General features: G+C 62.7%; 17 protein-coding genes. 5 read left to right on the forward strand and 12 right to left on the reverse strand.

All coding sequences use genetic code 11. From position 1 onward, the window contains the following. Positions 1-95 precede the first annotated feature (95 nt). Positions 96-875: a TSUP family transporter gene (locus tag JMN22_RS13125; RefSeq protein WP_030142545.1), complete on the forward strand. Its 780-nt coding sequence runs from the start codon at positions 96-98 to the stop codon at positions 873-875. On the opposite strand, the gene nudC is transcribed toward JMN22_RS13125, so the two are convergent. From nudC to JMN22_RS13185, 12 genes are all read right to left on the reverse strand, one after another. Beyond that, a complete protein-coding gene (gene nudC, locus JMN22_RS13130; RefSeq protein ID WP_198796994.1) occupies positions 843-1,673 on the reverse strand; it encodes an NAD(+) diphosphatase in 831 nt (276 codons plus the stop codon). The two genes, JMN22_RS13125 and nudC, sit on opposite strands and share 33 nt — an antisense overlap. A gap of 6 nt (positions 1,674-1,679) precedes the next feature. Next, complete coding sequence (locus JMN22_RS13135; protein ID WP_030142547.1) at positions 1,680-2,492, reverse strand: crotonase/enoyl-CoA hydratase family protein; 813 nt, start codon at positions 2,490-2,492, stop codon at positions 1,680-1,682. Positions 2,493-2,757: 265 nt separating this feature from the next. Beyond that, positions 2,758-4,236, reverse strand: coding sequence for an efflux transporter outer membrane subunit (locus JMN22_RS13140; protein WP_030142548.1), 1,479 nt, complete (start codon positions 4,234-4,236; stop codon positions 2,758-2,760). Then, positions 4,233-7,337: an efflux RND transporter permease subunit gene (locus JMN22_RS13145; RefSeq protein WP_030142549.1), complete on the reverse strand. Its 3,105-nt coding sequence runs from the start codon at positions 7,335-7,337 to the stop codon at positions 4,233-4,235. Before JMN22_RS13145 ends, JMN22_RS13140 begins: the two co-directional genes overlap by 4 nt. A 169-nt stretch (positions 7,338-7,506) precedes the next feature. Next, positions 7,507-10,602 carry an MdtB/MuxB family multidrug efflux RND transporter permease subunit gene (locus tag JMN22_RS13150; RefSeq protein ID WP_198796995.1) on the reverse strand — a complete coding sequence of 1,032 codons (3,096 nt, stop codon included), beginning with the start codon at positions 10,600-10,602 and terminating at the stop codon, positions 7,507-7,509. Beyond that, positions 10,599-11,915 (reverse strand): MdtA/MuxA family multidrug efflux RND transporter periplasmic adaptor subunit, encoded by a 1,317-nt coding sequence (locus JMN22_RS13155; RefSeq protein WP_030142551.1) that lies wholly within the window; start codon positions 11,913-11,915, stop codon positions 10,599-10,601. Before JMN22_RS13155 ends, JMN22_RS13150 begins: the two co-directional genes overlap by 4 nt. A gap of 190 nt (positions 11,916-12,105) precedes the next feature. Further along, positions 12,106-12,606, reverse strand: a complete 501-nt coding sequence (tpx, locus tag JMN22_RS13160) for a thiol peroxidase (protein WP_198796996.1) — start codon at positions 12,604-12,606, stop codon at positions 12,106-12,108. Positions 12,607-12,714: 108 nt separating this feature from the next. Next, complete coding sequence (locus tag JMN22_RS13165; RefSeq protein WP_030142553.1) at positions 12,715-13,386, reverse strand: DUF3313 domain-containing protein; 672 nt, start codon at positions 13,384-13,386, stop codon at positions 12,715-12,717. A gap of 73 nt (positions 13,387-13,459) precedes the next feature. After that, a complete protein-coding gene (locus tag JMN22_RS13170) occupies positions 13,460-13,957 on the reverse strand; it encodes a GNAT family N-acetyltransferase (RefSeq protein ID WP_030142554.1) in 498 nt (165 codons plus the stop codon). A gap of 263 nt (positions 13,958-14,220) precedes the next feature. Then, positions 14,221-15,018 (reverse strand): transglutaminase family protein, encoded by a 798-nt coding sequence (locus tag JMN22_RS13175; protein WP_030142555.1) that lies wholly within the window; start codon positions 15,016-15,018, stop codon positions 14,221-14,223. Beyond that, positions 15,015-15,965 (reverse strand): alpha-E domain-containing protein, encoded by a 951-nt coding sequence (locus JMN22_RS13180; protein ID WP_030142556.1) that lies wholly within the window; start codon positions 15,963-15,965, stop codon positions 15,015-15,017. Before JMN22_RS13180 ends, JMN22_RS13175 begins: the two co-directional genes overlap by 4 nt. A gap of 3 nt (positions 15,966-15,968) precedes the next feature. Then, the gene (locus tag JMN22_RS13185) at positions 15,969-17,378 is read right to left on the reverse strand and encodes a circularly permuted type 2 ATP-grasp protein (RefSeq protein WP_030142557.1); all 1,410 of its coding nucleotides are present in this window, start codon (positions 17,376-17,378) and stop codon (positions 15,969-15,971) included. 608 nt (positions 17,379-17,986) lie between these two features. Between JMN22_RS13185 and JMN22_RS13190 the strand changes: the two genes are divergently transcribed. The 4 genes from JMN22_RS13190 to JMN22_RS13205 are packed head-to-tail and all read left to right on the forward strand — an operon-like array spanning position 17,987 to position 21,432. Beyond that, on the forward strand, positions 17,987-18,577 hold the full coding sequence (locus JMN22_RS13190; RefSeq protein ID WP_030142558.1) for an amino acid synthesis family protein: 591 nt from the start codon (positions 17,987-17,989) through the stop codon (positions 18,575-18,577). 45 nt (positions 18,578-18,622) lie between these two features. Then, a complete protein-coding gene (locus tag JMN22_RS13195; protein WP_030142559.1) occupies positions 18,623-19,456 on the forward strand; it encodes an alpha/beta fold hydrolase in 834 nt (277 codons plus the stop codon). Continuing rightward, on the forward strand, positions 19,453-20,934 hold the full coding sequence (locus JMN22_RS13200; RefSeq protein WP_198796997.1) for an aldehyde dehydrogenase: 1,482 nt from the start codon (positions 19,453-19,455) through the stop codon (positions 20,932-20,934). Before JMN22_RS13195 ends, JMN22_RS13200 begins: the two co-directional genes overlap by 4 nt. 12 nt (positions 20,935-20,946) lie before the next feature. Then, positions 20,947-21,432, forward strand: coding sequence for a flavin reductase family protein (locus tag JMN22_RS13205; protein ID WP_030142561.1), 486 nt, complete (start codon positions 20,947-20,949; stop codon positions 21,430-21,432). Positions 21,433-21,521 lie beyond the last annotated feature (89 nt).

The raw sequence follows: 21,521 nt of genomic DNA on the forward strand, positions 1-21,521 counted from the left end.
GGCATCTCACCGGAGAGTCGCGGCCCAGCGCCATTATCGGTAACATACCGGCCTTTCCCGCAGCCCTTCTGCGCCCTGCCGAATAAGCCCATTCCATGCCTTTTGAACTCAGCGTTGACCTCTCCACCCTCGCTATCCTGGCCGTAGTCGCGTTCATCGCCGGCTTCATCGACGCCATCGCCGGCGGTGGGGGCCTGCTTACCACGCCTGCCCTGCTGACCGCGGGCTTGCCACCGCACCTGGTGCTGGGCACCAACAAGCTCAGCTCGACTTTTGGTTCGGCCACGGCCAGCTTCACGTTCTACAGGCGCAAGCTGTTTCATCCGCGGCAGTGGACCCACGCCCTCGTCGGCACGCTGGTCGGTGCCTTGGCCGGCGCCGTCGTCGCCCATTACCTGCCCGCCGAGTGGCTGAACAAGATGCTGCCGGTGATCGTCTTCGCCTGCGGCCTGTACTTGCTGTTCGGCGGCACGCCCAAGGCACCGCTGGACAGCAACGCACCGATCAAGAAGACCTGGCAGTCGCCGCAAGGCTTTACCCTTGGTTTCTATGACGGCGTGGCCGGCCCCGGCACGGGCGCGTTCTGGACCGTCAGCAGCCTGCTGCTCTACCCCATCGACCTGGTCAAGGCCAGCGGCGTGGCCCGCAGCATGAACTTCGTCAGCAACATCGCAGCCCTGTCGGTGTTCATCTTCTCGGGTCAGGTGGATTGGATCATCGGGCTGAGCATGGGCCTGTCGGTGATGGTCGGCGCATTCTTCGGCGCGCGCACCGCCATCAGCGGCGGCGCGAAGTTCATCCGGCCGGTGTTCATCACCGTGGTGCTGGCCCTGACCGTACGCCTAGCCTGGCAACACTGGTTCAGCATGGCCTAGGCGCCGCGCCACATAGAGATCGATCAGGTAGCGGGCAATCGAGCGCGACGCCGGCAATGGCGGCAGGTCATGGATGTTGAACCATTGCGCGTCCTCGATTTCGTCCTCCTGGGGCACGATCTCGCCGCTGGCGTATTCGGCGTGGAAGCCCAGCATCATCGAATGGGGAAACGGCCAGCACTGGCTGCCCACGTACTGGATGTTCTTCACGTCGATGCTGACTTCCTCGCGGACCTCGCGAACAAGGCAATCTTCCGCCGACTCCCCCGGCTCGGCAAAGCCCGCCAGGGTGCTGTAGACCCCTGTGACAAACCGGGGGGAACGGGCCAACAAGACTTCGTCGCCACGAGTGATCAGCACGATCATGCTCGGCGAGATCCGTGGGTAATGCCGCAAGTCGCATGCCTGGCAATACATCGCCCGCTCTCGCGGCACCTGGCTCATGCGCTGGCCGCAGCTGCCGCAAAAGCGATGCTCCCGGGCCCAGGTGCCGATCTGCGCGGCATAACCCAACACCTTGAACAGCGTGTGGTCATCTTCGAGCATGAAGGCCCGCAGGCCTTTCCAGTTGCAGCCGGGAATGTCCAAGGCGCTGTGCAGTTCCAGCAAGTGGACCGGCTCGCCATCGAGATGGCCGATGCCGTGCTCGGCAAGGATCGACAAGTCCTGGCGCTTGAGCCAGTCGCGAGGAAACAGCGCGCCGTTGTCGTCGTACAGGAAACCTTCCGGGCTGCGGGCCACGGCCCAGCCGCCGGGTTTATCTGTATCGAGTACTGCGGTGGTCCAGCGTGAAATCATGATCGGTCAGTCCAGAAATTCGGGTTTCTGTTTGCTCATATGGGCGGCCATGGCCACGCGCAGGTCATTGGATTGCAACATGGCGGCGTTCCACGTGGCGACGTATTCCAGCCCGTCATCGATGCGGTGGTCGCGCATGTAGCTGATCATTTCCTTGGTGCCGGTGACGGCGATCGGCGACTTGGCGGCGATTTCCCGGGCAATGCCCATGACGCCGTCGAGCAGGCTGGCTGTGTCACCATAGACACGATTGACCAGGCCAATGCTGCGCGCTTCGTCGGCACCGAAGGTGCGCCCCGTATAAGCGAGTTCACGCAGCATGCCGTCCCCGATGATCCGGGGCAAGCGTTGCAATGTGCCAACATCGGCCGCCATGCCGATGTCGATTTCCTTGATGGAGAACTGCGCGTCCTCGGCGGCGTAGCGCATGTCACAGGCGGAAATCAGGTCGATGGCGCCGCCCAGGCAATAGCCTTGGACCGCCGCGAGTACCGGCTTGCGGCAGTTGTCCACGGCATTGAACGAGGCTTGCAACTGCAGGATCTTGCGCCGCAGCACGCGGGCGTTACGGCCCACATCCTTGCCCAGTTCATTGGCCACGCCGGCCAGCATCATCAGGTCGATGCCTGAAGAAAAGTGCTTGCCCGCGCCGCTCAAGACCACCACCCGCACTTCGTCGGTATCGTCGATCCATTGGAAGATATCGACGATCTCGCTCCAGAACGCCGCATTCATGGCGTTGATCTTGTCCGGTCGATTGATCTGCACATGGGCGATGTTGTCTGCAAGTTCGACGTTGAACGCTTGGTATTGCGACATGGCAGTATCCTTTTACCGGCTGGAAAGAGGCCTGAACTATACCAAGCGATTACGATTGGACGTAGGCAGTGCATCGGCCAAAAGCGGGACTTTGCGCGGGATGTTCAGGAGATCTCTGTGGCGAGGGGATTTATCCCCGCTGGGCTGCGAAGCAGCCCCTGGAAGCTGAGTGCAACCTAGCTGACACACCGAGGTGGCAGACTTTAGGGCCGCTTCGCAACCCAGCGGGGATAAATCCCCTCGCCACAAAAGCTTGGCGCAATTGTTACCTACCCTCCGCCTCCAACTGCCCATCCCAACCACCGCCCAGCGCCGCAATCAACTGCACACTCGCAATCAACCGACTCTGTTGCAGGCTCAGCACGCTGCGCTCGTTGCTCAGGGCGGTGGCCTGGACGGTCACCACGTCGAGGTAGCCGATCAGCCCTGCCCTGTACTGGTTTTGCGTCAGGCGCAGGGACTCGCGGGCGGCGTCGAGGGCTTCCTGGCGCACGCGGGCTTCGTCTTCGAGCACCTTGAGCTGGATCATGTAGTTCTCGACTTCACGAAAGCCGTCGAGCACGGTCTGGCGATAGGTGGCGACGGTCTGGTCGTAGGCCGCGACGCTGCGGTCGACCTCCGCCGAGCGCTGGCCGCCGTCGAACAAGGTCATCGCCAGTTGCGGGCCGACCGACCAGAAGCGGTTCGGCACACTTACCCAGTTATCGTAGGTACTGCTGCTGTAGCCGCCGCTCAGGCTCAGGGTCAGGTCCGGGTAGTAAGCGGCCTTCGCCACGCCGATGTTGGCGTTGGCCGCCATGACCGAGCGCTCAGCCGAGGCGATGTCCGGGCGCCGTTCGAGCAATTGCGACGGCAGTGCCACTGGCACTTGCGGCAGTGCCGGGATGTCCTGGGTTTCGGCCAGGCTGAACTCGGCGGGCGGCAAGCCGATCAGCACGGCGATAGCGTTCTCGAACTGCGCCCGCTGCCAGATCAGGTCAATCAGGTCGCCCTGGGTGGTCTTGAGCTGATTCTGCGCCTGGGCCACCGCATCCTTGCCGGACACCCCGGCGCGGTACTGGTTTTCGGTCATTTTCAGCGAGCGTTGATAGTTGTCGACGGTGGTCTGCAACAGGCGCTTCTGCTGATCGATTACCCGCAACTGCAGGTAGTTCTGCACCAGTTCCGATTGCTGGCTCAAACGCATTGCGGCCAGGTCGGCAAAGCTGGCCTGGGCGCTGGCTTCGTCGGCTTCCAGGGTGCGGCGCAACTTGCCCCAGACGTCCGCTTCCCAGCTCACGCCAGCTTGGGCGTTGTAAGTGTCGCGAATGCCGCTGGAGGAACTGCTCAGGCTCGAACTGCTGCTGCCGGTGCCCTGGCTGGAACGGGTCTTGCCGACCGTAAGATCGACCGTTGGAAAGAATGCCCCGCGAGCACTGCGCGCCAAGGCCTGGGCCTGACGGTACTGGGCTTCGGCCTGGGCCACGGTCTGGTTGGAACCGTTGAGTTTTTCCACCAGTTCGTTGAGGCGAGTGTCAGCGTATAGCTCCCACCAGGCGCCACGGGCCAGGGCGTCGCTGGGGTTGGCCTGGCGCCAGCCCTGGGCCTCCTTGTATTGCACCGGCGCAGCGGCCGCGGGACGTTGGTAATCCGGACCGATCGCGCAGGCACTGAGCAGCGCCACGCACAGCGCCAGGCTCAATACTCGCGAGCCACGGGCGGTTGCCAGCGGTGCGGCAAGGTTGAAAAGCGAACGGTCGGTCATAGCGGAGTTTCCAGGGCAGCATCAGTGCGCACTCCACGCCAGCGGTTGAAACGATGGCGCAGGTTGTCGAGGTAGAGGTAGACCACGGGGGTGGTGTAAAGCGTCAGGACCTGGCTGAACACCAGCCCGCCGATGATGGTCAGGCCCAGTGGCTGGCGCATTTCCGAGCCTTCGGCGCCGCCGAGCAACAGCGGCAAGGCGCCGAGGATCGCCGCCAGCGTGGTCATCAGGATCGGCCGCAGCCGCAACAGGCACGCGCTGCGGATTGACTCGAGCGGCGTCTGGCCAGCGCGTTCCAATTGCAGGGCGAGGTCGATCATCAGGATGGCGTTTTTCTTCACCACGCCGATCAACAGGAACAGCCCCAGCAACGAGATCAGGCTGAACTCGCTGCCCAGCACGTAGATCGACAGCAACGCGCCCACCCCGGCCGAGGGCAAGGTCGACAGGATGGTCAGTGGGTGGATGTAGCTTTCGTACAGCACACCCAGCACCAGGTACACCGCCAGCAACGCCCCGAGGATCATGAACGGCTGGCTTTTCTGGGTGGCGGCGAACGCATCGGCGGTACCGGCCATTTTCGCGATGACATCCTCGGGCATGCCAAGCTTGGCGATCGCGCGCTCGATGGCGGCCGAGCCCTGCTCCACCGTGACGCCTTCGGCCATGTCGAAGGCGATGCTCTCGGACGCGAACTGCCCCTCATGGCTGACCCGGTCGTCCTCCAGGCTGTTTTCATAGTGGGCAATCGCCGACAGCGGGACCCGCGCGCCGTCGGCGGTGATGACCTGGACCTGTTCAAGTGTGTTGGGGTCCTGGGCGTACTTCGGATTGACCTCCATCACCACCTGGTATTGGTTGAGGCTGTCGTAGATCGTCGAGATCTGCCGCTGGCTGTAGGCGTTGTTCAACACCGCCGTGACCATGTCCATGTCGATGCCGAGGCGCTTGGCCTGGTCCCGGTCCACGATCAGCGTCACTTGCTGAGCCCCGCCGCCGTCACGGGCGTCGATGGCGGTCAGCTCCGGCAAGGCCCTGAAGGCAGCCACAAGCTTGGGGTACCACTCGCGCAGGGACGCCAGGTCGGCGCTCTGCAGGATGTAGGAATACTGCGAGGTGGTCTGCTCGCGGCCGCCGCCGAACTGCAGGTCCTGGTCGGCCATCAGCATCAGTTGGGCACCGGGCACCTTGGGCATTTCCTTGCGCAGGCGCTCGATGACCTTCTGCGCAGACATCGCCCGCTCCTTGATCGGCTTGAGGCGCACCAGCATGAAGGCATTGTTGGTGCCGTTGTTGCCGCCGATGAAACCCGCCACGCTCTGCACCGCTTCATCCTTGAGCACTGCGCGCCGGAAGATTTCCATTTTCGGCTGCATCACGTTGAACGACAGCCCGTCGTCACCGCGCACGAAGCCGATCAACTGGCCCGTGTCCTGCTGCGGCATGAACGTCTTCGGCACGACCACGTACAAGGCAATGTTCACACCGACGGTCACCAACAGGCTGAGCAAGGTCAGGCGCCGATGACGCAGCACCCAGTCCAGGCTCCGGGCGTAACCCCTGACCATGCGTTCATTGACGTGATGGCTCCAGCGCTGCAAGCGGTTTTCCTGGCCCGGCACATGAGGCTTGAGCCACCGCGCGCAGAGCATCGGCGTGAGCGTCAGGGACACCACCAGCGAAACCACGATGGCAGCCGCCAGGGTGATGGAAAACTCGCGGAACAGACTCTCGATGATCCCGCCCATGAACAGGATCGACAGGAACACCGCCACCAGCGAGGCGTTCATCGACAACAGGGTGAAGCCCACCTCCTCGGCGCCGAGGTAGGCGGCTTTCATCGGCGGCACGCCTTCGTCGATGTGCCGGGAAATGTTTTCCAGCACCACGATGGCGTCGTCCACCACCAGCCCGGTGGCGAGGATCAACGCCATCAGTGACAGGTTGTTCAGGGAAAAACCGTACAGGTACATGACCGCGAACGTACCCACCAACGACACCGGCACCGCCAGGGTCGGGATCAGCGACGCACGGAAATTGCCCAGGAACAGGAACACCACCAGCACCACCAGGGCGACGGCGATCAACAGGGTCATTTCCGCTTCGTGCAGGGTGGCCTTGATCACCGGCGAGCGGTCCATGGCCAGGTTCAGCTTGACGCTGGCGGGCAGCACCGCTTGCAGGGCCGGCAGCTGGTTCTTGATCTCGTTGACGGTCTCGATGATGTTGGCGCCGGCCTGGCGGTTGATGACCAGCAGCACGGCAGCGTCATCGTTGAAGAAGCCGCTGTTGTAGCGGTCCTCGACGCCGTCGCTGACCTTTGCCACGTCCTTGAGCCGCAACACCGAGCCATCCTGGTAACGGATGACCAGCGTCTCGTAGTCCTTGGCCTTTTCGAGTTGATCGTTGGCCTGGACTTGCCACATGCGCTTGTCGTCTTCGACCGAACCCTTGGGCCGGCGCACATTGCTATTGGCTATCGCCGTGCGGACGTCATCCAGCGCCACGCCGTACTGGTTGAGCAATTGCGGCTCCAGCTCGATGCGCACCGCCGGCAGGGAGCTGCCGCCAATCTGCACCTCACCGACACCCGCCACCTGGGACAGGCTCTGGGACAGGATCGTCGAGGCCAGGTCATAGAGTTGGCCCTTCTCCAGCACATCGGAGGTCAGCGAAAGCACCATGACGGGTGCCTGGGACGGGTTGACCTTCTTGTAGGTCGGCATGCTGCGCATGCCGCTGGGCAGCAAGTTGCGCGAGGCGTTGATGGCCGCTTGAACCTCCCGGGCCGCGCCGTTGATGTCGCGATCCAGGTCGAACTGCAGGATGACGCGGGTGGAGCCCTGGCTCGAACGGCTGCTCATGGTATTGACCCCGGCGATGGCGCCGAACGAGCGCTCCAGCGGCGTTGCCACGGTGGAAGCCATCACCTCGGGGCTGGCTCCCGGCAAGTTGGCCTGGACCACGATCACCGGGAAATCCATCTGCGGCAGCGGCGAAACCGGCAGCAAGCCAAAGCACACGCCGCCGAGCAACATGATGGCGAAGCTCAGCAGCATGGTCGCCACGGGACGGCGGATGAAGGGGCCGGAGAGGTTCATTCGCAGCGGCTCCAGACGCCAGGCGACTGTCCGCGAGACTTGGCTGGTTCTTCGTGGCGAGGGGATTTATCCCCGCTTGAGTGCGCAGCGCTCACAAAAAGGGCCGCTACGCAGCCCCGCGGGGATAAATCCCCTCGCCACAAAAGCTCCCTGCGGTTCAGGGAATGCGTCATACCCCCACCTCTTTCTCCTCAGGCCTGGCAAACCGGCGCCCCAGGCGGTCGAAGTACAGGTAGATCACTGGCGTGGTGAACAGCGTCAGCACCTGGCTCACCAGCAAGCCGCCCACCATCACCAGGCCCAGCGGTTGGCGCAATTCGGCGCCGGAGCCGGTGGCGAGCATCAGCGGCACGGCGCCGAACAGGGCCGCGAGGGTCGTCATCAGGATCGGTCGGAAGCGCAACAGCGCGGCCTGGTAGATGGCGGTCTGCGGGTCCATGCCCTGGTTACGCTCGGCGTCGAGGGCGAAGTCGATCATCATGATCGCGTTCTTCTTCACGATGCCGATCAGCAAAATGATGCCGATGATCGCGATCATGCCCAGGTCGTTGCCGCTGAGGATCAACGCCAGCAAGGCGCCGATGGCCGCCGAGGGCAAGGTGGAAAGAATCGTGATCGGATGGATGTAGCTCTCGTACAACACGCCCAACACGATGTACATGGTCACCACCGCCGCCAGGATCAGCAGCAAGGTGCTCGACAGCGACGCCTGGAATGCCTGCGCCGCGCCCTGGAACTCGGTCTGCACGCCGACGGGCATGCCGATGTCCGTCTGCACCTTTTCAATGAGATCGACGGCGTGCCCGAGGGCCACGCCTGGCGCCAGGTTGAACGACATCATCACCGCCGGGAACTGGCCGATGTGGGCAATCGCCAGTTGCGCCTGGCGCTCCTCCACCCGTGCCAGGCTCGACAGGCGGACTTGCCCGCCGTCGGTGGTCTTGACGTGGATCTGGTCCAGTGCCTGCGGGCCGATTTTCTCCCCCGCCTGGGCTTGAAGCACCACGCGGTACTGGCTGGCCTGGGTGTAGATGGTGGAAATCTGTCGCTGGCCGAAGGCGTCGTAGAGCGCATCGGTGATGTTCGACACCGACACGCCCAGCCGCGAGGCGGCGTCACGGTCAATCACCAGGTAAACCTGCAAGCCCTTGTCCTGCAAGTCGCTGGCAACGTCGGTGAGCTCCGGCTGCTGGGCCAGGGCTTCGACCAGGCGGCCGCTCCAGAGGCTGAGCAACTCGGCGTCCGGCGACGACAGGCTGAATTGGTACTGGGTACGGCTGACCCGGTCTTCGATGGTCAGGTCCTGCACCGGCTGCATGAACAGCCGGATCCCCACCAGCCGGTCCAACTGCGGTTGCAAGCGGGCGATGATTTCGCTGGCGCTGTCGTCCCGCTCCCGGTGAGGCTTGAGGTTGATCAGCAAGCGGCCGCTGTTGAGCGTCGCGTTGTCGCCGTCTACACCGATGTAGGAGGACAGGCTCTCCACCGCCGGGTCGGCGAGGATCACCTTGGCCAACTGCTGCTGGCGCTCGCCCATCGCCGCAAACGAAATCGCCTGCGGCGCCTCGGAAATCCCCTGGATCACGCCGGTGTCCTGCACCGGAAAAAAGCCCTTGGGCACGGCCAGGTACAACACCACCGTCAGCACCAGGCTGCCTACTGCTACCAGCAGGGTCAGTGGTTGGTGCTTGAGCACCCACTGCAACTTGCGCCCGTAACCGGCGATCAACCAGTCGATCCAGGCACCGCTGGCCCGGTAGAAACGGCCCTGCTCCTCTTCCTTCGGCTCGCGCTTGAGCAAGCGCGCGCACATCATCGGCGTCAGCGTCAGGGACACCACCAGCGAGATCAGGATCGCCACCGCCAAGGTGATGGCGAATTCGCGGAACAGGCGCCCGACCACGTCGGCCATGAACAGCAGCGGGATCAGCACGGCGATCAGCGACAACGTCAGGGAAATCAAGGTGAAGCCGATCTGCTTCGCGCCCTTGAGCGCCGCCTGCATCGGGCTGTCGCCTTCCTCGATGAAACGGGCGATGTTTTCCAGCATCACGATGGCGTCGTCCACCACGAAACCCGTGGCGATGGTCAGGGCCATCAGGGTCAGGTTGTTGATCGAGAAACCGGCCAGGTACATCACGCCGAACGTACCGATCAGCGACAACGGCACGGCCACGGAGGGAATGATCGTGGCGCTGACCCGGCGCAGGAACAGGAACGTCACCATGACCACCAAGGCGATGGCGATCAGCAGCTCATGCTGGACGTCGGTGACAGAAGCACGGATGGTCTGGGTGCGGTCGGTCAGCACGGTCACGTCGAGGCCGGCCGGCAGGTTGTCGGTGATGCTGGGCAACAGGGCCTTGATCCGGTCAACCACCTCGATGACGTTGGCGCCGGGCTGGCGCTGGATGTTCAGCAGGACGGCCTGGTTCTCGTTGGCCCAGGCGGCAAGGCGCTCGTTTTCGGCGCCATCGACGATCTCTGCCACGTCCTTGAGTCGCAGCGGCGCGCCGTTGGCGTAGGCCAGGATCAACTCGGCGTAGTCCTTGGGCGAGGTCAACTGGTCGTTGGCATCGAGCATCGAGACCCGCGTCGGGCCGTCGAAGTTGCCCTTGGGCTGGTTGACGTTGGAGGCGCCGATCAAGGTGCGCACATCCGCCAGGTTCAAGCCGGCGGATGCCAGGGCTTCCGGGTTGACCTTGATCCGCACCGCCTGGCGCTGGCCACCGGCAATCGTCACCATGCCGACGCCGCTGATCTGGGCGATTTTCTGCGCCATGCGCGTGTCCACCAAATCATTGAGCTTGGGCAGCAGCATGGTCTTGGAGGTAATTGCCAGGGTCAGCACCGGGGTGTCGGCAGGGTTGACCTTGTTGTACACCGGCGGCGCCGGCAAATCGTCGGGCAACAGGTTGGTCGCCGCGTTGATCGCGGCTTGCACCTGCTGCTCGGCGACATCCATGTTGATGTCCAGGTTGAACCGCAGGGTAATCACCGATGCGCCACCGGAACTGGTGGAGGCCATCTGCGTCAAGCCCGGCATCTGCCCGAACTGGCGCTCCAGCGGCGCGGTCACGGCGCTGGTCATCACGTCGGGGCTGGCGCCCGGGTACAGGGTCATGACGCGGATGGTCGGATAATCGACCTGGGGCAATGCCGACACCGGCAGCAACCGATAGGCGATCAGGCCGGCCAGGACAATGGCCAGCATGCTCAGGGTGGTGGCGACCGGGCGAAGGATGAACAGCCGCGAGAGATTCATGCGCCGCCCTTTTTCGCCTTGTCGGCTACTGCCGGCTCAGTCGGGGCCGCGGCGCTCTTGCCTTGCAGGTGCTCGGTCGGCGTAGTCGGCACTTCCTGGCTGTCGTTGACCACTTCCACTTCGCTACCTTCCTTCAGGCGGTCGGTGCCTTCGAGCACCACCCGGTCGCCGGCGGCCAACCCTTCGGTGACCACCGTATGCTCGCCATCGCTGGCGCCGATCTTGAGCTGTTTGATCGTGACCTTCTTGTCGCCGTCCAAGGCATAGACAAACGTGCCGTTGGTACCGAATTGAATGGCGGCCGTCGGCGCGAGCACCACGCCTTTCAGGGTATCGGCCAGCAGGCGCACGTTGACGAACTGATTGGGGAACAGCGACTGGTCGCGGTTCTCGTAGCGGGCCTTGAATTTCAAGGTGCCGGTGGTGACGTCGATCTGGTTGTCCAGGCTTTGCAGCACGCCGCTGGCCTGGAGCTTCACATCGCCACGGTCCCAAGCCTCGACCGGCAGCTTCGCCCCGCTGCGGTAGCGGGTGAGCACGGTTTCGAGGTTGTTCTCCGGCAATGTGAAGACCACGCTGATGGGCTGGGTCTGGGTGATGACGGCCAGGGCCGTGGTGTCGTTGGCTGCCACCAGGTTGCCAAGGTCGAGTTGCCGCAGGCCCACACGCCCGGAAATCGGCGCACGGATCTTGGTGAATTCCAGGTTGAGCTTGGCGTCGTTGACCGCCGCCTGGTTGGTCTTGACCGTGCCCTGGTACTGGCCCACCAGTGCAGCGGCGGTGTCGAGGGTCTGCTTGGCAATGCTGTCTTCGGCGTACAAACCACGATAGCGCTCCAGGTCGACCTGGGCGTTCTTCAACTGGGCCTGGTTTTGCAGCAAGGTGCCTTCGGCCTGGAGCAAGGCGTTCTGGTACGGGCGAGGATCGATCTCGGCCAGCAGGTCCCCGGCCTTGACCATCTGCCCTTCTTCGAACGCGATTTTCACCAACTCACCGCCCACGCGGCTGCGCACGTTGATGGTGTTGAGCGCCGTGACCGTGCCCAGCGCCTTGTAATACAGCGGGAAATCCCCGGCGACCGCTGGTGCCACCCGAACCGGAATCGGCCCCGTCGCACCGCCGAAGCCCGGCCGCATGCCGCCCGAGCGCCCCATGTGTCCGGCCGCGCCCTTCTGTCCTGCCGCATTTTTCGAGTCGGTGCTGGCGGGCCAGAATTTCCAGGCGAGCAACGCGACGACCAATACCACGAACAGGCCGAACAACCAGCGACGGGATTTGCGGGAAACAGAGGATTGCATTGAATGGTCAACCATTGGGCGCGTGGGCTTCTTTTACGGGAGGCTGAACGATAAGCACTGTCGAGGTTTTAGCAAAGCGCCTTTACCGGCAATTTACCTTGGGCTTACCTTTCGCGTACTCGGCTAAGGCTTTGAAACACAAATGAAAACGGCCTGGACAGGCCAGGCCGTTAACAATTGTAATAAATACTTTATTTCAGACTGGTTATTTCAGCGCTGCGAGTGCCGCCTCGTAGTTCGGCTCTTCAGCGATTTCCTTGACCAGCTCGCTGTGCAGCACGGTGTCGTTTTCGTCCAGCACCACCACGGCGCGAGCAGTCAGGCCTTTGAGCGGGCCGTCGGCAATGGCAACGCCGTAGTTTTCGATGAATTCGGCACCGCGCAGGGTGGACAGGTTCTGTACGTTCTCCAGGCCTTCGGCGCCACAGAAACGGGCCTGTGCAAATGGCAGGTCGGCGGAAATGCACAGCACCACGGTGTTATTCAGGTCGTTGGCCTGGGCGTTGAACTTGCGCACCGAAGTGGCGCAGGTCGGCGTGTCGACGCTTGGGAAAATGTTCAGCACCTTGCGCTTGCCGGCGAAGTCCTTCAGGGAAACGTCCGACAGATTGCCGGCAACCAGGGAAAAGGCTGGCGCCTTGGAACCGGCTTGTGGCAGTTGGCCGTTGACTTGGACCGGGTTGCCTTTGAGGGTGACTTGAGCCATGAACGGATTCCTTCTGACAGGTTTGAAAAATGGTGAGGCCGGAGTTAACCATGAAATGGTGCTCCGACCTATGGCTGCACGAAAAAAGTGACGATTCCTACAACGGCGCTATTTCGCCTTGAGACGCAGGTAGGACTGATGCAAGTCCGACGCCCAGCCATCGATGACGCTTTTGAAGTCGTCGGGCTTCATCACCTGGGAGTCGTTCGACAGCGGCTTACCCGTGCCCTTGCGCACCACCTGGGCGATCACTGCATTATTACCACCGTCGAGAAAAACCGCTTCGGTGCCCAGGGTGGTTTCCTGGTCGCGAATGCCGCTGGCCGTACTGACCGCGGCGGCCACCAAGGCAATCGGAATCACTTCATAAGGCTTCAGCCCTTCGGTCTTGCTGCTTACTGCAGTGATAGCCGCCCGCACCACCAATACGCCAGGTCCGGGACTGGTCGCCAGGGGCAAGGATTTGCCCGCCTCTCGCTTGAGAGCTTGGTCGTAGTAGCTGGTAATACCGGCCAACGTGGCGGCGGGAATCTTCACGGTCGGTTGTGGCTTGGGGTAGAGCTGTGTCGGCTCGATATACACCCTGGAGTACTTGGCCAGATCGATCTTCGGATCGACCCAACGCATCACCTCGGCTCCCGACGGTGATTTCTCTTCCTTTAGGCGGCTGTAGTCTCCCAGGAAGCCGGAATACTCGTTCGGCTGGGTGACTTTGCTGGCGCAGCCCATCAATGCGAGTGAAGCGATGCAAACGGTGCCGATCATGGACGCAAGATTCATGGTGCTACTCCTGTAGGCCACACCTGACGGGGGCGGAACTACAGGTATAGCCAATGTGCGGAGTTTTGCCTGTTCAGCGCAGCCGCGCCATCGCCAGCGTATCGACCCAGCGCCCGTCACGCACGGCATAGTCGCGCAGCAGGCCTTCGGTTTCGAAACCGAACTTGCGGTACAAGCCGATGGCCGCTTCGTTGTCGGCATACACCGTCAACTCGACCCGCCGCAGGTTCATCCAGTTGTCCGCCACGTCCAGCGCCGCGGCCAGCAGCATCGACCCCACGCCCTTGCCCTGCCAAGCCACCGCGACACCCATGCCGAGGTTGGCGCAGTGAGCGCGACGAACGCGAGAAAACTGCTCCAGGCCAAGATTGCCGATGACCTCGCCCTGGTAAAGGGCCACCAGTTTCAACTGGCGCTCGTCATTTGTTGACAGACGTTGACGCCAGACCTCCGCGGACTGAAAAGGCATCTGCAATACCTGGCGGGTAACGGCAGGGTCGTTGTAGAGCGCGGTGACGCCGGGGATATGGGCTTCAGTAAAACGTGCAAGGGTGATCGAGGATTCGGACATTGGGCTCCTTCCTGGAGACGCGACATGGCCGGCCACTATAAACCGGTGGTCGTTGCACAGGCGAGCTTGTGATAGCGGTATTCCATCGGCCGCCTTCGCGAGCAGGCTCGCTCCCACAATTGGATCGGCGCACAACGGGAAGAGTCAGGTCGGCTATAAGACCGCCTTCGCGGGCAAGCCCGCTCCCACAGGGGTTTGGGTACAACTCATCCATTGTGGGAGCGAGCCTGCTCGCGAAAAGGCCTTGGGCTTCAATAGTCAGATCACTGATGCTGCACCTGCACCATCGAGCTCACCTGCACCCGCGCCTGCATCTGCTCTGCCCCGCCACCTCGGCGCATTCCACGTACCGGACAGGCGTCGAGATAATCAAGGCCAATCGCCAACTTCAAATGGCGGTCAGGACGAACCAAGCGATTGGTCACGTCGAAGCTGTACCAACCGTCATCCAGCCAAGCCTCGGCCCAGGCATGACTAGCCAAATGATTCTCGTCCTCGGTGCACAGGTAGCCGGACACATACCGCGCCGGCACGCCCAAACTACGGGCGCAGGCCACGAACGCATGGGCATGGTCCTGGCAGACCCCGGCGCCACCGGCAAACGCCTCGGCGGCCGTGCTGCTGACGGCCGTCGCGCCGGGACTGTAGGGCATGCGGTCGGCGAGGCCGTTCATCAAGTTGCCCAGCGCCGATCGATCTCGCCGGTCTCCACATTGTTCCATGGCGAAGGCGCTGAGATTGTCATCCGCCAGGGAAAGTCGGCTGGTGCGCAGGAACGGCAGCGGTGACTGGTCATCGGGCTCCATCTCCACCGTCTGGTTGATCTGCACCTCGCCATAGGCCGTCAATATCAGCGCGCCGTGGGGCTCGTCCATGGTCATGACGTGGAGGATATTGCCGTACGGATCGAGCTGGCTGCGCACCAGGCGCGGCAGTTCCAGGTGCCATTGCAGGATGCGCTGGCGTGGGGTGTCCCGGGGCGTCAGGCGCAGGAACTGGATGCTGGTGCAGACTTCATCGGCATAGCTGTAGGTGGTGTCGTGGCGTATGGACAGTTTCATACCACCTCCAGGTAGGACTCATGGACGGTCTGGCCCAAATGACGGATCTGGCCGATGAGTTCGGTCAACCATTGGTGCAGGCCCGACGCAAGGATCTCGTCGATCCCGGAATACCGCAGCCGTGCATTCAGCTCGGCGGCCAGGCGTTGAGCGGGTCTGCCGTTGTTGCCCGGCAGGCTGGCGAGGATATGGTCAAGCTCCTCGATGCAGGCGTGCAGCGAGCGCGGCACGTCGGCCCGCAGCAGCAACATCTCCGACACCTGCTCGGCATTCGGCGCATTACGGTAGATCTCGTTGAACGCCTCGAACGACGACAATGCCCGCAGCAAGGCACTCCATTGGTAGTAGCCGCGCGCCGAATTGTCGCTGACCTCCTCCGATTCCTCGCCGAACATTTCGTAGCGCGCGTCCAGCAGGCGCAAGGTGTTGTCGGCGCGCTCGATGAAGGTGCCCAGGCGAATGAAACAGTAGGCATCGTTGCGCATGATCGTGCCCGACGTCGCGCCACGGAACAGGTGCGAGCGCTCCTTCACCCACTCGCAGAAATGACTGATGCCATAGCGGCCGAGGCCGTTGCTGGCAATGTTGCGCATTTCCAACCAAGTGGCGTTGATGTTCTCCCACATGTCGGCGGTGATGCGCCCGCGTACGGCATGGGCGTTGGTCCGCGCCGCCCGCAGACAGCTATAGATGCTGCCGGGGTTGGTTTCATCCAGGGCGAAAAAGTGCAGCATGCGTTCGGTGTTGAGCGCGTCATAGCGGGCGTTGTAGTCATCCAGCGTACCGGCCGCCAGCAGCGACATCGCCAGCTCGGCCTGGCCGTCGCCGCGCCCGGCCTGGGGCATCAGCGACAGCGAATAACTGACTTCGAGCATGCGCGCCAGGTTCTCGGCGCGCTCCAGGTAGCGGGACATCCAATAGAGGTCCGAAGCGGTTCTTGAAAGCATGTCTTAGTCCTCCACTACCCAAGTGTCTTTGGTGCCGCCGCCCTGGGACGAATTCACCACCAGCGAGCCTTCGCGCAGCGCCACGCGGGTCAGGCCGCCGGGCACCAGGCGAGTCTCCTTGCCGGACAGCACGAAGGGACGCAAGTCGATGTGACGAGGGGCGATGCCGCTTTCAACAAAGGTCGGGCACGTGGACAGGCTCAAGGTCGGCTGGGCGATGTAGGCCTCGGGGCGAGCCTTGAGGCGCGCGCGGAAATCTTCGATCTCCGCCTTGGTGGCAGCCGGCCCGACCAGCATGCCGTAGCCGCCGGAGCCTTGGGTTTCCTTGACCACCAGGTCCGGCAGGTTCGCCAGGACATGGGACAGGTCCTGGGGTTTGCGACACTGCCAGGTCGGCACGTTCTTCAGGATCGGTTCTTCGGTCAGGTAGAACCGAATCATCTCGTCGACGTAGGGGTAGATCGACTTGTCATCCGCCACGCCCGTGCCGACGGCGTTTGCCAGCACCACATTGCCTGCACGGTAGACCGCGATCAGCCCGGGCACGCCGAGCATGGAGTCGGGGTTGAAGGACAACGGATCGAGGTAGGCATCGTCCAGGCGACGGTAGATCACGTCCACCTGCTTGGGCCCGGCGGTGGTGCGCATATAGACGTGGTCGTCGCGCACGAACAGATCCGCGCCCTCCACCAGTTCCACGCCCATTTCCCGAGCCAGGAATGCATGCTCGAAATAGGCGCTGTTGAAACGCCCCGGCGTCAGGACCACGGCGGTCGGGTTGTCCAGCGGGCTGGAGCTCTTGAGGGTATCGAGCAGCAGGTTCGGATAATGATCGATGGGCGCCACGCGCTGGGCAGCGAAGAGCTCGGGGAACAGGCGCATCATCATCTTGCGGTCTTCGAGCATGTAGCTCACGCCACTGGGCGTGCGCAGGTTGTCTTCCAGCACGTAGTAGCTGCCATCGCCGTCACGAACCAGATCAACGCCAGCGATGTGGGCGTAGATACCTCGGTGCAGGTCCAGGCCCTGCATTGCAATTTGATAGCCCTCGTTGGCGAGCACTTGCTCAGCCGGAATGATGCCTTCCTTGAGAATGCGCTGGCCGTGGTAGATGTCGGCCAGGAACATGTTCAGGGCCTGGACCCGCTGGATGCAGCCACGTTCGACGATTTGCCATTCGCTGGCCTTGATGCTGCGGGGGATGATGTCGAACGGGATCAAGCGCTCGGTGCCCTGCTCGTCCCCATATAGAGTGAAGGTGATGCCGGCCCGATGGAACAGCAGGTCGGCTTCGCGGCGGCGTTGCTCCAGCAACTCCAGCGGCGTGTCCGCCAGCCAGCGCGAGAAAGCTTGGTAATGCGGGCGGCAGTCACCCTTGGCGTCGTACATTTCATTGAAAAAAGCGTGGGGCATAGCCAACTCCAAGCCGTGTCGTACACGGCATTTCTTATTACGTCGTCATTCCACCAATGCAGCCTTGCCTAGTTTGTGAGCCCTGGTTCTTCGAGTACCTCGTCAGGCATGGGTCTCTGATTCAGGCCTTTGCGTCCGAATGACGTGCGCCCCCTTTTATCTACGTATCGAATCTCCTGTTCGTTGGGTTGTCGTGGAGCCGTAGCAAGGGCTGTGCCTAAGTGCGGCCGATCGAGGCGATGCTGGAAAAACCGGCGCGAAACGGCGAAAAAGCGAAATTTATTTTCGATTTTGCGACGGAAAAGAATTTCCAGGCTGAAACGCTTATCCCGATTTCAGGCGTCGACACTGCAAACGGGTCGAATCGGTGCAGACAAACGGGAAGTCGAGGCCGAACGCCCCGAAAAGGGGAAATTAATACCCATTCACTGTAGCTGCGAATTTCTTGTGGCGAGGGGATTTATCCCCTCGCCACAAGAGCCCTATCTCCTCGAACCCCAGCCTTCCGTCGCCTCCCTTCGAACAAATTCAAAGTGGACGCTTGCACGAACAGTATTATGGTATACCATCATACGCACAGACACTTCTCACCTCCCACGGAGCAGCTCATGAGTTTCGAAATTCGCAAGATCGTCAGCTATGTCGAAGAAACCCTCATCGAAGGCGGCAAGGCCACCGACAAGCCGGTGACCATGGTTGGGCTGGCGGTGGTCATGAAGAACCCTTGGCTGGGCCGTGGTTTCGTCGAAGACCTGAAACCGGAAATCCGCGCCAATTGCTCCGACCTCGGTGCGCTGATGGTCGAGCGCCTGGTGGGCATCATCGGCGGTGCGGAAAAAATCGAAGCCTATGGCAAGGCTGCGGTCGTCGGCGCCGACGGTGAAATCGAGCACGCTTCGGCTGTGATCCATACCCTGCGCTTCGGCAATCACTACCGCGAAGCGGTCAAGGCCAAGAGCTACCTGAGCTTCACCAACAAGCGCGGCGGCCCCGGCACTTCGATCCAGATCCCGATGATGCACAAGGACGACGAAGGCCTGCGCTCGCATTACATCACCCTGGAAATGCAGATCGAAGACGCCCCGCGCGCCGACGAAATCGTCGTGGTGCTGGGCTGCGCCGACGGTGGTCGCCTGCATCCACGCATCGGCAACCGCTACATCGACCTGGAAGAACTGGCGGCCGAAAAGGCGCAGTGATCCAGCCGAAGCAACCACAATAAAAAAGGCATGCAGGAGCGCTCCATGATTCGGCTCACCGCTGAACTCACCCCGGCCGGCACCAGTTACCTGGCAACCGGCCAAGGCCAGCCCGTGGTCTTGATCCACGGCGTGGGCCTGAACAAAGAAATGTGGGGCGGCCAAATCGTTGGCCTGGCCACGAATTACCGCGTCATCGCCTATGACATGCTCGGCCATGGCGCCAGCCCGCGTCCCGCCACCGGCACCGACCTGCTCGGCTACGCCGACCAGTTGCTGGAACTGCTGGATCATCTGCAATTGCCCCAGGCCACGGTCATCGGTTTTTCGATGGGCGGCCTGGTAGCGCGTGCGTTCGCCTTGCATTACCCGCAGCGCCTGCACGGCCTGGTGGTGCTCAACAGTGTGTTCAACCGCAGCGCCGAACAGCGTGCCGGGGTCATTGCCCGTACCGCGCAAGCCGCCGAACACGGCCCGGACGCCAACGCCGAGGCCGCCCTGTCGCGGTGGTTCAGCCGTGAGTACCAGGCCGCGAACCCGGCGCAGATTGCCGCGCTGCGCCAGACCCTGGCCCAGAACGACCCCCAGGGCTACCTGACCACCTATGAACTGTTCGCCACCCAGGACATGTACCGCGCCGACGACCTGGGCAGTATCCAGGTGCCGACCCTGATCGCCACCGGTGAATTGGACCCTGGTTCCACCCCGCAAATGGCCCGGCAACTGGCCGAGCGAATTCCCGGCGCGACAGTTGCCGTGCTCGCCGAACAGCGGCATATGATGCCGGTAGAGTCGCCGCGCCTGGTCAACCAGTTGTTGCTGGAATTCCTCGACACGGCCAGCACCCGACAAAATTCAATAAAGGGGATCGTTGCATGACACTCACACGCTTTTCGATGTGTATCGGCGGTGAATGGGTCGATGCGCTGTCCGGCAAGACCTTCCAGAGCCTGAACCCGGCGCTCGCCCAACCCTGGGCCGAGTTGCCCGATGCTGGCGAAGCCGATGTCGATCGCGCCGTAAACGCCGCCCAAAGCGCTTTCGACAGCCCGGCCTGGAGCGGGCTGACCGCCACCGCCCGCGGCAAACTGCTGCGCCGCCTCGGTGACCTGATCGCCGAAAACAAGGAACAACTGGCCCAGCTCGAAAGCCGCGACAACGGCAAGCTGATCCGTGAAACCCGTGGCCAGGTCGGTTACCTGCCGGAGTTTTTCCATTACACCGCAGGCCTGGCCGACAAGCTCGAAGGCGGCACCCTGCCCCTCGACAAGCCGGACCTGTTCGCCTATACCGTGCACGAAGCCATGGGTGTGGTTGCGGCGATCATTCCGTGGAACAGCCCGCTGTACCTCACCGCCATCAAGCTGGCCCCGGCGCTCGCGGCCGGCAACACCATCGTGATCAAGCCGTCCGAGCACGCCTCGGCGACGATCCTGGAACTGGCCCGCCTGGCCCTGGAAGCCGGGATTCCGCCGGGCGTGGTCAACGTGATCACCGGCTACGGCCCGAGCACCGGTGCCGCCCTCACCCGTCATCCGCTGGTGCGCAAGATCGCCTTTACCGGCGGCGCCGCCACGGCCCGCCACGTGGTGCGCAGCAGCGCCGAGAACTTCGCCAAGCTGTCGTTGGAGCTGGGCGGCAAATCCCCCAACATCATCTTCGCCGACGCCGACCTCGACAGCGCCATCAACGGTGCGATTGCCGGGATCTACGCTGCCTCTGGCCAAAGTTGCGTCTCCGGCTCGCGACTGCTGGTGCAGGACGAAATCTACGACGAGTTCGTCTCGCGACTGGTGGAGCGCGCCAAGCGCATCCGCATCGGCAGCCCCCAGGAAGACACCAGCGAAATGGGCCCTATGGCCACCGCACAGCAGTTGGCCGTGGTCGAAGGCCTGGTGGCCGACGCTATCGCCGAAGGCGCGCGCCTGCGCCTGGGTGGCAAGCGTCCGGCGCATCTGGGCGAAGGCTGGTTCTACGAACCGACCCTGTTCGAATGCGACCGCAACTCCATGAAGATCATGCAGGAAGAAGTCTTCGGCCCGGTGGCCTCGGTGATTCGTTTCAAGGACGAAGCCGAAGCCCTGGCGATCGCCAACGACTCGCAGTTCGGCCTCGCCGCCGGCATCTGGACCCGCGACCTGGGCCGCGCCCATCGCCTCGCCCGAGACGTGCGGTCCGGAATCATCTGGGTCAACACTTACCGCGCGGTGTCGGCCATGGCGCCCATCGGCGGGTTCAAGAACAGCGGCTACGGACGCGAAAGCGGCATCGATTCGGTGCTGGCCTATACCGAGCTGAAAACGGTGTGGATCAACCTTTCCCAGGCCTCCATGCCTGACCCGTTCGTGATGCGCTAGGAGTCCTGAGAAATGATCGAACCCGGCATCTACAAAGAAGTCATGAGCTCCTTCCCGTCTGGCGTCACGGTGGTGACGACGCTGGACCCGGACGGCAATATCGTTGGCATCACTGCCAGCGCCTTCAGCGCATTGTCCATCGACCCGGCGCTGGTGCTGTTCTGCCCCAACTACGCCTCCGACACCTACCCGGTGTTGCGCGACAGCAAGCAATTCGCGATTCATTTGCTGTCCGCCGACCAGACCGCCGAAGCCTATGCCTTCGCCGGGAAAGGCAAGGACAAGGCCAAGGGCATCGATTGGCACCTGAGCGACCTGGGCAACCCGCTGCTGGGCAAAGCCACGGCGATCATCGAGTGCGAACTGTGGCGTGAATACGACGGCGGTGATCACGCGATCATTGTCGGCGCGGTGAAGAACCTGATCCTGCCCGAGCAACCGGTCACGCCGATGATCTATCACAAAGGCAAGCTCGGGCCGCTGCCCACACTGGCTTGACATCAACACAAAACCCTGTGGGAGCGGGCTTGCTCGCGAATGCGGTGTTTCAGATACAAAGGTATCGACTGATCCACCGCATTCGCGAG

It is taken from the genome of Pseudomonas sp. HB05, from assembly GCF_016756915.1.
Taxonomy (GTDB): Bacteria; Pseudomonadota; Gammaproteobacteria; order Pseudomonadales; family Pseudomonadaceae; genus Aquipseudomonas; species Aquipseudomonas alvandae.

Coding starts and splice junctions, on each gene's coding strand:
- JMN22_RS13205 (WP_030142561.1), top strand. CDS start 20,947: ATGATCGAACCCGGCATCTACAAAGAAGTCATGAGCTCCTTCCCGTCT.
- JMN22_RS13135 (WP_030142547.1), bottom strand. CDS start 2,492: ATGTCGCAATACCAAGCGTTCAACGTCGAACTTGCAGACAACATCGCC.
- JMN22_RS13195 (WP_030142559.1), top strand. CDS start 18,623: ATGATTCGGCTCACCGCTGAACTCACCCCGGCCGGCACCAGTTACCTG.
- JMN22_RS13170 (WP_030142554.1), bottom strand. CDS start 13,957: ATGTCCGAATCCTCGATCACCCTTGCACGTTTTACTGAAGCCCATATC.
- JMN22_RS13200 (WP_198796997.1), top strand. CDS start 19,453: ATGACACTCACACGCTTTTCGATGTGTATCGGCGGTGAATGGGTCGAT.
- tpx (WP_198796996.1), bottom strand. CDS start 12,606: ATGGCTCAAGTCACCCTCAAAGGCAACCCGGTCCAAGTCAACGGCCAA.
- JMN22_RS13150 (WP_198796995.1), bottom strand. CDS start 10,602: ATGAATCTCTCGCGGCTGTTCATCCTTCGCCCGGTCGCCACCACCCTG.
- JMN22_RS13140 (WP_030142548.1), bottom strand. CDS start 4,236: ATGACCGACCGTTCGCTTTTCAACCTTGCCGCACCGCTGGCAACCGCC.
- JMN22_RS13145 (WP_030142549.1), bottom strand. CDS start 7,337: ATGAACCTCTCCGGCCCCTTCATCCGCCGTCCCGTGGCGACCATGCTG.
- nudC (WP_198796994.1), bottom strand. CDS start 1,673: ATGATTTCACGCTGGACCACCGCAGTACTCGATACAGATAAACCCGGC.
- JMN22_RS13185 (WP_030142557.1), bottom strand. CDS start 17,378: ATGCCCCACGCTTTTTTCAATGAAATGTACGACGCCAAGGGTGACTGC.
- JMN22_RS13165 (WP_030142553.1), bottom strand. CDS start 13,386: ATGAATCTTGCGTCCATGATCGGCACCGTTTGCATCGCTTCACTCGCA.
- JMN22_RS13125 (WP_030142545.1), top strand. CDS start 96: ATGCCTTTTGAACTCAGCGTTGACCTCTCCACCCTCGCTATCCTGGCC.
- JMN22_RS13175 (WP_030142555.1), bottom strand. CDS start 15,018: ATGAAACTGTCCATACGCCACGACACCACCTACAGCTATGCCGATGAA.
- JMN22_RS13155 (WP_030142551.1), bottom strand. CDS start 11,915: ATGGTTGACCATTCAATGCAATCCTCTGTTTCCCGCAAATCCCGTCGC.
- JMN22_RS13180 (WP_030142556.1), bottom strand. CDS start 15,965: ATGCTTTCAAGAACCGCTTCGGACCTCTATTGGATGTCCCGCTACCTG.
- JMN22_RS13190 (WP_030142558.1), top strand. CDS start 17,987: ATGAGTTTCGAAATTCGCAAGATCGTCAGCTATGTCGAAGAAACCCTC.